Here is an 8,457-nt window from a genome sequence, read left to right on the forward strand (position 1 = left end):
GTAAAAGGTAAAAGGTAAAAGGTAAAAGGTAAAAGGTAAAAGGCGCTAGGTAAACTAAGGGCTACGGGGTTGGCATGGGTGTTTGGATTTATTGTAGGCGGGGCTTTATCCACGCAGATTTATACCAATCGTGTTAAGTTACTGACCATTTATAGCGACAGATAAATACAGTGATAACAAGGCGTAAATTTTGACATGTAATTGTTCTACTTGAAAAAATTATAACGCAGTTAGCGCTTTATTTAGCTCGCTAGAATGGTTAAATATTTAAGTTGATTGGTATTAGTTAAAGTTTACGAGCGACGAGTTGTGAGACGAAGGTTAAGGTTGATTGTTGTAGCAGCGGGTTTACCCCGCGTTTTTTAGTGGAGGTGCGTGAGGTAAGCTCCCGCCTACAGGTATAGAAAACCTTGCGATATCAACTGCAAGGCTTTTAATTCCTAGAACCTGATACCTTTACAAATATTCAAATACCTTAATAACGCGTTCTACACCCGATACATTACGAGCAACGCTTACAGCGGTGTTTGCTTCTGCATCTGATACTAAGCCCATTAAAAATACTTCGCCATTCTCAGTTACTACCTTGATGTTGTTGCTACTGATGTTGTCGGTGGTAAGTAATTGTGTTTTTACTTTAGAGGTTAACCAAGAATCATGGGTCTGGGTGCTCATGCTAATGTTAGAACCAATACGAATTTGGTTATGTATTTTGCGTATAGCAGGTAAGCCCTCAATCGTACGCTGAGCCTCGTCTTTCATTTCTTGAGTTGCAACCTGGCCTATTAACAATACAATGCCGTTAACGCTAATCACGCTGATGTTGGCATGATCAGCAAGGCGAGGTACATCGTTTATTGCGACCCCAGCTTTGATTTCGATATTACTATCATCGATTTGCGAACCAAGAGTACGACGATCGTTGGCTGCGGTAACGGCACCAGCGGTACCTGCAACAACTGCAGCAGCGCAGCCTTGTAATAATAGTACTGTACTAATAACAATTAGAGATTGTTTCAACATTAGCTTTCTTCCTGTGGGAATAGGGTCAAGTCGACGAGTTCACTTAAACAATGAAGATTAACCAAGTGAGATTCTATGATGCGGCTCGGACGTTTTGACGGAACACGAATTTCGACATCATTGGCACCGAGTAAACCTACTAGCTCACCGCCGTCATCACCAACCATAACAATAACTTTCATGTCTTTGGTGAGTGCGGCTTCGACTGCCGATATGATGTTTTTTTCGTTGCCATTGATTGCTAAAACCAATAGTAAGTCACCTTGTTGAGCAAACGCTCGTACTTGACGGGCAAAGGTTTCTTGGTCGTCACTTTGGTTACTTGGACCAAGATTGATATGTTCTTGTGATAGCGCAATTGCCGGTAAACAAGGACGTTCGGTTTCGTAGTAGTTGATCAATACGCCAGCCATATGTTGGGCCAGCATGTGGCAGCTGGCAGTACCACAACAAATCAACTTATTACCATTGATTAGGCTCTGCGCTATGGTAAATGCAGCGGCTTCTAAGGCGCTAGGAAGTACTTCACCGGCGGCTATTTGCACCTGAATGCTTTCTGTAAAAATCTCTTTTATAGTATCTTGCATATTAAAATACGTTTTTTATCCAATTAAGTTGTTGCGATGTGTCGCCAGTTATTGCGACAAAGTCGATTCTTATTGCTTGATCACTAAGCTTTTTCGTTGCTAAATAATGGTAAATAGAGCGTTTTAAACGTTCTTGCTTTTGTTTACCTAAAGCGTGGATTGCTCCACCTTTAACATAGCTACTACGAAATTTCACTTCCACAAACACTAGCGTGTTGCCATCGCGCATTATTACATCTAGCTCCCCGTAGGGGCAGTTATAGTTACGCTCTAATGGGATCAACCCTTGCGACACTAAGTATTTTTGCGCTTGTAGCTCGTAATACTGGCCTTTCTCTCGGCTATTTTGCCACAGTTGTTTAAACCACGACATCACAACATCCTTGTTTTATATTGCTTTTAGCTACTCACTGTATGATCGGTTGGTAGCTGATTGCATAAATAATGGTAACGGTGCTGATGTTGCTAGCTGTACCGCTTGGATTTGTCTATTTTTGTATTGCGCCCAATTAAGTTGGCGATTAATTTGCCCATCACTGGTAATACTCAATTGGCCAGTTAAGCCATTAAATCGCTTACCGGGGAGCATACTCAATTGTGTGATATTACTTAGCATAGCAACTGAATCATAGGCCATGGCAAATAAACGCTGACTTATATCAGCCTGTTCTGGCCACAGCGAATTATATTGCTGGCGTAAGGCATGATCTTTTATTTGCCCACTAAGCATCCATGGTAACTCGGTAAAATACAAACCATCGAGATCGCCTTTATCGGTGCTATCGATTTGCTTGCTATGACTTTTTGAACTGGCATACAGTGGAATGCGATCAGCAAAGGTACTCACATTTACATCTAAATAAGGTTTAATCAAGCGAGTTTCGATAGCATCACCGAGAATATAAATAACATCAATATCGCGACGAGAGCGAGTTTCACTCTCTACTTCTTGTCTAAATAATGACTTAACGGTCGCAATGCGTTCTTTTGATTTATCTACTTCGAGCAGGTTAACAATGGTTGTTGGCATATCTTTTTTATCGTTATAAAGCCCAACTTCTGGTGTGGTTTCACTATAGCGTTGCCATTGTCGGTTGAAAAAATCAACTAAACGCTGGCCTGAACTATTATTTGGCGCCAGCAGCATAGGTTTTTGATAACCAGCCGTTAAAAAGTGCTCAAGTGCTTGCTGTACTTCGTGCTCCGGGTTAAGCGCAAAGAAGTAATGCTGAGGAGACTGGCGCTCACCATCAAAGGTATTTAAGTGCAAAACTGGGTAATCTTGTAATGCTTTGCTTGCAACTAGCTTATCGATACTCGTTTTGAGTAACGGCCCAATTATAAAGTCAGGATTAATTTCGAGCAGTTTTGCAGACAGCTCAGCAGAACTAAGCATTTCATCAATAAAAATGGTTTCAGCAATAGATGTACTATCTAGTGCCGCTAACACGCCAGCTTTTAAGGCATCACCTAAGCGTTCATTAGCACCTGATTGGGGTAATAAAACAACTAAGCGCTCAATATTCAGTGGTTCAGCAGCAATTAACTCAGCGTCTTTTTTTGGCAACACGGCGATTGCTGGATGACCAGGGTAACGGCGTTGCCAATTATTAATTGCTTGATCAAGCTCAACTGGAGCACCTAAATATACTTGGTGATAGAGCGCTAAGTTTACCCAGCCTTGTTGTATCACTGAGCCGCGATTAAAGCGCTCTAAAGCATACGATGATAATTGTTGTAAATTTTGCCACAGGTCTTTGTTGAGCTGTGGAATCGTTAAGTTATTTTTACTGGCGGTTTCAGAGGCACGAAAGAAGTAGGTCATCGCCTCTTTAGGCAAATTTTGTGATGCATACACACTGGCGGTTAAATATTGATGCCAAGCAAAATGCTCCGGTTGAGTCAATTGATTGTCTAAACTGGCTAGCATCTCAAGAGCCTGAGTACTCTTGTTTTGTTGCATTTGCGCAAAAGCGATGTACAGTTTATTTTGCACTTGGTCGACGCTTGGAGTACGTTCTAATTCAGTACTAATTTGCTCTAACAGTGGCCATTGTTGCTCTGCGATCGCAGCATCACGTGCACTATAAAGAAGTTGGATTTTATCAGCGCCTTGGCGATTTAAGGCTATTTGGTACATAGATTGTGCGTCAGTCGCTTGAATTTGTGATGCGCTATTAGCTGAACTGAGGTTTTCACTGGTTTTAGTCGGTTTTTCGGTTGTACTACAGGCCGATAACCCTGACAATATGATTAATAGACTAACAAGTTTAAGTCGCACAATGATTTCCCAATACGTTAACGCGATTTGCTTATATTACTGACTGACGCAGGAGACCTCAATGTTAAATGAGGAGAATTCACAGAAAATCGGCACTCTTTACATTGTAGCCACCCCAATCGGCAATTATGACGACTTAAGCCAGCGTGCAATCGCGACTTTATCGCAAGTTGACTTAATCGCTGCTGAAGACACGCGCCATACCGGTAAGTTGCTTAGTCACTTTGGTATTAAAGCTAAAACCTTTGCTTTGCACGACCATAATGAAAAGCAAAAAGCGCAACAAATTATTGATCAACTTAATCAAGGTTTAAATATAGCACTAGTTTCGGATGCAGGCACGCCGCTAATTAGTGACCCTGGTTATGCGGTTGTTAATTTATGCCGAGAGCAAGGCGCACATGTCACTCCCATACCAGGAGCATGCGCCGCCATAACAGCTGTATGTTGTTCAGGTTTACCAACAGATCGTTTTCAGTTTATTGGTTTTACCCCAGCAAAAAGCAAAGCTCGCCAAGACTTTTTTATTGAAGCGGTTAATTCCAATATAACCAGCATTATGTACGAAAGTACTCATCGCATCATGGCAAGTTTAGATGACTTGGAGATAGCGCTTGGTAGTGAGCAACAAGTGGTGTTTGCTAAAGAGTTGACCAAAACCTTTGAAACATTTTTTAATGGCACAGTAAGTGAACTTAAACAGTTTTTAACCGACGATCCAACCAAACAGCGCGGCGAAATAGTGCTAATGTTGCCTGGTAATCCAAAGCAGGTTGATGATATTCCGCCAGAAGCACGTAAAATGTTGGCGTTACTTGAGAATGAAATGCCAATGAAAAAAGCCTGTGGAATTGTCGCTGATTATTTTGGCATGAAGAAAAATGCCCTTTATAAAACAATTATTGACGAAAAAGGCTAAATCTTTACTGCACATACAATCCAGCTCAGGTATACTGCGCGCCGAGTCAGCCAAGATGATCGCTGCCTGCAACGAAAATGCGCAGGGGGAGGAAAGTCCGGGCTCCATAGGGCAGGGTGCCAGCTAACGGCTGGGGGGCGTGAGCCTACGACAAGTGCAGCAGAGAGGAGACCGCCAATCTTCGGATTGGTAAGGGTGAAAGGGTGCGGTAAGAGCGCACCGGGCCACTAGCAATAGTTGGTTGCAAGGTAAACTCCACCCGGAGCAAGACCAAATAGGGTTCTATCATTTTAAATAATGAACGCGTGGCCCACGTGAGAACCGGGTAGGTTGCTTGAGCCATAGAGCGATTTATGGCCTAGACGAATGATTATCACTTTCTTCGGAAAGGACAGAACCCGGCTTATACGGCTGACTCATAAATTTCCTTAACCGCCTGATTTTTCAGGCGGTTTTTGGGAACTTATTTCAAAGAGTATTATTGTGCCACCGTGTGTGACACAAACTGTGCCACCGCAAAGCAACGACCTCACTATGAGGCTAACATGAAATCAGTTGCAGGCGCTGAATATTTATTTATTCGCAAAGGTACATTTTATTTCCGCTATAAACTCCCTAAGTCTTTTATAAGGAAAGATATTCGCATCTCCTTAAAGACTCAATCATTAAGCAATGCAATTGCAATAGTAGATTGTTTAACTCCTTTAATAAATTCGTTACGTATACTTCCCTCATTACTTAAAATCTCTGATAAACTCACTAAAGAACAAGCAATTATTACGATTAAATTGAAGATGAAAAAACAACTAGAGTATTATCATATTGACCAAATATTAACTTCAGAAGAAGTAGCTTATAGAGATAGTATTCAGGTTACTAATGCCCTAAGTCGCGTACACCTCACTTCAGATACATCAAATAATCCAAATATTAGGACTATTAGCGCCAAAACAAGAGTGGCCTTTTCTAAACTTTGTAAAAAGTATGATAATTTAGCTGATATATACACTGATGAATCAGTGGGGAATGATCCTGAGTTGCTTAGTCTAGTTCTATATAGTTATAAGTTCCTTACACTAATAGATAAGCAAAGTGTAAAAAATGCATCAGACAACCCAGCTCTAGATATTGAGATACGTCACATTGCTAAAATGATGCATCTTTTTAATAGTGGTGAAGAATATGAAGATGATGACGAGCTTCTGAGTGATGACGAGCTTCTGAGTGATGATGAACTCTATTACAGTGGTACAAGCACTCAATTTGAGGACAAAATTCCTAGAATTGATTACTTAGCCAATAAATATGGGTTTGAAACGCCACTAAGTGTAATTAATTATCAGATATTCCATGAAAAGCTAAGTAACTCTGACGTTTTTCTTAAGCAGTTAACAGAGGCTGTTTTTAATAAAGATGCCGTTAAAATTAGAGAGCTTGAACATATCATACAGAGTAGTTTTAACACTCACTCTGTTATATCGCCTGCTGCTGCGAACCCTGTTTTAGAAAACAACTCAAAGCTATTTAGTCAAGTTTACCAAGAATTCTTAACTTTTAAGGTTAAGAAACAGAATTTAAGCGAAAAAATTCAAAAAGACTATGCTCGTTTTTATGAAGTGTGGTCAATACTTACTGAGGACAAAGCTATAGATTTATATGAACCCAGAGATATAGGGCTTTTTATTGATCAATGTTTTGATCTACCAAAAATGAACGTCACTCCTTACAATAAAATGACTATGCAGGATAGAGTTACAGCTGAGGTTCCAGATGATAAAAGAATTACTCCTAAATCGGTTCAAGGTTATTACAAATGGCTGCAAAGTGTATTTTCTTTTGCTGGAAAAGATACTATTGGCTATATAGAGAAAACGCCGTGTAGGATAAAGCGAGATTTCACACAAAATAAACGCGGGCCATTTACGAATACGGAACTAAAAAGCTTTGAAGCATATGCATTAACAGAAGAGACTAGCTGGAAAAAATGGAGCCTCTTATTAGCAATATATACAGGTGCTAGGCGGGGGGAGCTGTTTCAATTGCGAGGGGCTGATATTAAACAAGATTCAGATAGTAATCTTTTTTACATATTAATTACTGATGAGCATGAGTCTCAACAAATCAAAACAGAAAATGCTCGTAGGCGGATACCTGTACACTCAAAACTAATTGAATATGGCTTTCTAGATTTAATAAGTAAGAATAAAGGTCGGTTGCTTGATGGAATTGAAAATAGAAATACAATCACGGCTTGGTTTGGTCGATTAATGGAAAAAATGAATGTTAGTTCAACAACAGAGCTAGCCCACATACGTTCTTTCCATAGTTTCCGGCATTCATTTATTACAAAAATTAGAAATGAAAGCTTAGAACCTGTTGAACTTTATATACTTCAGCAGATCGTTGGGCATGAGCTTTCTAATGGAGGAATAACGGATAACTATACTCACCATACAGCTCCAATAGCTAAGCTAAGTAGAGTGGTTGAAGGATTTAAGGTATATTAAATGGGTACTTTGTTGGTTTTTATAGCTGGTTCTAAAGAGGAATAAAATTTAGCAGCTCATTATATAGCTACTGAATTGCACCAGTTAACAAGTTACTGGCATGTTACCTGATTGATATTCAAAGTGCTTAACTATTGTGACAAGGCTAATTCTTACTCTGAATTTGCATTATTCAATATGACTACATATATCATTTCATCAAGGTGTTTTCTTTCAAGGATACCCTTTGTTTTGGATAAACTGGCTAAATGACTAGCACAGTCTTAATATCATTGCTGGGGTAAATGCTTTTATGTATGTAATCAGTATATTTTAAACAGGTTGAGGTAGTCGCGGATTCGATTCTAATATTACTCAAGTTCAACCTTGAAGTTTCAGTAGGTGGCTGAAAAAACACCACCAGATCCTATTAGACCCATTCAAGCTTAAAAAGTAGCAAATACAGCACTTAAATCGCAAGGTTGACTCATTTGTCTTTTCTAGCTTCGCTTATACTGATTTTATTTTTTGAAGTGAATTTTGGGTTTTTTATTTTTTGTTCTTTCTGCATCAAGTAAGAGTGTCTCTATTGCTGTTTGAAATTCTTCTTTGCTTATAGTGATAGGATTAAATTTTTTTTGATGGCAAGTCTCTAGGTATGAGTTTATCTTATTCAAGAGAGAGTGCTCTACAGTGATTGTTTTTTTCCCTTCACGAGATCTAACTTTTCGACAATGGCCTTTCCATGTGTCGTATATGTAAACATTTAGTTTATCTATGAACTCATGTAAACTCTTTAAAGTCGCTTCTACCTGCTCTGGTTTGGTGTCCGAGGTAGAAGCCAAAGCTTCAATAACTTGCTCGTTAGAGAGGTGGTGAGTAACAGCTTCACAATTTTCAAGACAAGAGGCTGATATAAGCTGCTTCCAAGAGTGTTCCACCTTTATTTTTCTAGCTCTACCGATGGTTTCGATTTGTCGAAGTAGATCAAATCGATGCAGTATAATGTCTGAATATAGTATCTCTCTTTTCCTCATTACTGCGCTCCCCTAATTGTGTTTTACTGATTCGATCATACTCCTATCTCTTTACTAAAAGCTAGTTTTTCGAGATGTCTAGGTTTGAGTTTACGAGATGTCTAGGTTTAAGTTTGCGAGATGT

The 8,457-nt window shown here is 39.6% G+C and carries 7 protein-coding genes and 1 other RNA gene; 3 read left to right on the forward strand and 5 right to left on the reverse strand.

Going from position 1 to position 8,457, the window contains the following annotated elements; translation table 11 throughout:
• Window positions 1–456 precede the first annotated feature (456 nt).
• Genes dolP through H5187_RS22080 form a run of 4 tightly spaced genes read right to left on the reverse strand, consistent with a single transcriptional unit; the run spans window position 457 to window position 3,891 of the window.
• Window positions 457–1,023: a division/outer membrane stress-associated lipid-binding lipoprotein gene (gene dolP / locus H5187_RS22065; RefSeq protein ID WP_145236822.1), complete on the reverse strand. Its 567-nt coding sequence runs from the start codon at window positions 1,021–1,023 to the stop codon at window positions 457–459.
• Window positions 1,023–1,610, reverse strand: coding sequence for an SIS domain-containing protein (locus tag H5187_RS22070; protein WP_149980605.1), 588 nt, complete (start codon window positions 1,608–1,610; stop codon window positions 1,023–1,025). The genes dolP and H5187_RS22070 overlap by 1 nt, the downstream gene beginning before the upstream one ends.
• Before the next feature lies 1 nt (window position 1,611).
• Window positions 1,612–1,983 (reverse strand): YraN family protein, encoded by a 372-nt coding sequence (locus H5187_RS22075; RefSeq protein ID WP_182767585.1) that lies wholly within the window; start codon window positions 1,981–1,983, stop codon window positions 1,612–1,614.
• Window positions 1,984–2,013: 30 nt separating this feature from the next.
• Entirely contained in the window at window positions 2,014–3,891 is a 1,878-nt protein-coding gene (locus tag H5187_RS22080; protein WP_182794609.1) for a penicillin-binding protein activator, read from the reverse strand.
• Between the two features lie 61 nt (window positions 3,892–3,952).
• On the opposite strand from H5187_RS22080, the gene rsmI reads away from it, so the two are divergent.
• The 3 genes from rsmI to H5187_RS22095 all read left to right on the forward strand — a co-directional run bounded on the left by rsmI (window position 3,953) and on the right by H5187_RS22095 (window position 7,317).
• Window positions 3,953–4,810, forward strand: coding sequence for a 16S rRNA (cytidine(1402)-2'-O)-methyltransferase (gene rsmI / locus H5187_RS22085; RefSeq protein ID WP_149980608.1), 858 nt, complete (start codon window positions 3,953–3,955; stop codon window positions 4,808–4,810).
• Window positions 4,811–4,853: 43 nt separating this feature from the next.
• Window positions 4,854–5,232, forward strand: an RNA gene (gene rnpB, locus H5187_RS22090) — RNase P RNA component class A.
• A gap of 123 nt (window positions 5,233–5,355) precedes the next feature.
• Entirely contained in the window at window positions 5,356–7,317 is a 1,962-nt protein-coding gene (locus H5187_RS22095; protein ID WP_182798372.1) for a DUF3258 domain-containing protein, read from the forward strand.
• A 500-nt stretch (window positions 7,318–7,817) separates the two neighbouring features.
• Here H5187_RS22095 and H5187_RS22100 read toward each other — a convergent pair whose 3' ends face one another.
• Entirely contained in the window at window positions 7,818–8,333 is a 516-nt protein-coding gene (locus H5187_RS22100) for a hypothetical protein (protein ID WP_182798373.1), read from the reverse strand.
• Between the last annotated feature and the right edge of the window lie 124 nt (window positions 8,334–8,457).

Origin of the sequence: Pseudoalteromonas sp. SG44-1, from assembly GCF_014164315.1 — a bacterium.
Classification (GTDB): Bacteria; Pseudomonadota; Gammaproteobacteria; order Enterobacterales; family Alteromonadaceae; genus Pseudoalteromonas; species Pseudoalteromonas rhizosphaerae.

Excerpts from the sequence above, each read along its gene's own strand:
- H5187_RS22100 (WP_182798373.1), bottom strand. The coding sequence starts at position 8,333 with ATGAGGAAAAGAGAGATACTATATTCAGACATTATACTGCATCGATTT.
- dolP (WP_145236822.1), bottom strand. The coding sequence starts at position 1,023 with ATGTTGAAACAATCTCTAATTGTTATTAGTACAGTACTATTATTACAA.
- H5187_RS22095 (WP_182798372.1), top strand. The coding sequence starts at position 5,356 with ATGAAATCAGTTGCAGGCGCTGAATATTTATTTATTCGCAAAGGTACA.
- rsmI (WP_149980608.1), top strand. The coding sequence starts at position 3,953 with ATGTTAAATGAGGAGAATTCACAGAAAATCGGCACTCTTTACATTGTA.
- H5187_RS22075 (WP_182767585.1), bottom strand. The coding sequence starts at position 1,983 with ATGTCGTGGTTTAAACAACTGTGGCAAAATAGCCGAGAGAAAGGCCAG.
- H5187_RS22070 (WP_149980605.1), bottom strand. The coding sequence starts at position 1,610 with ATGCAAGATACTATAAAAGAGATTTTTACAGAAAGCATTCAGGTGCAA.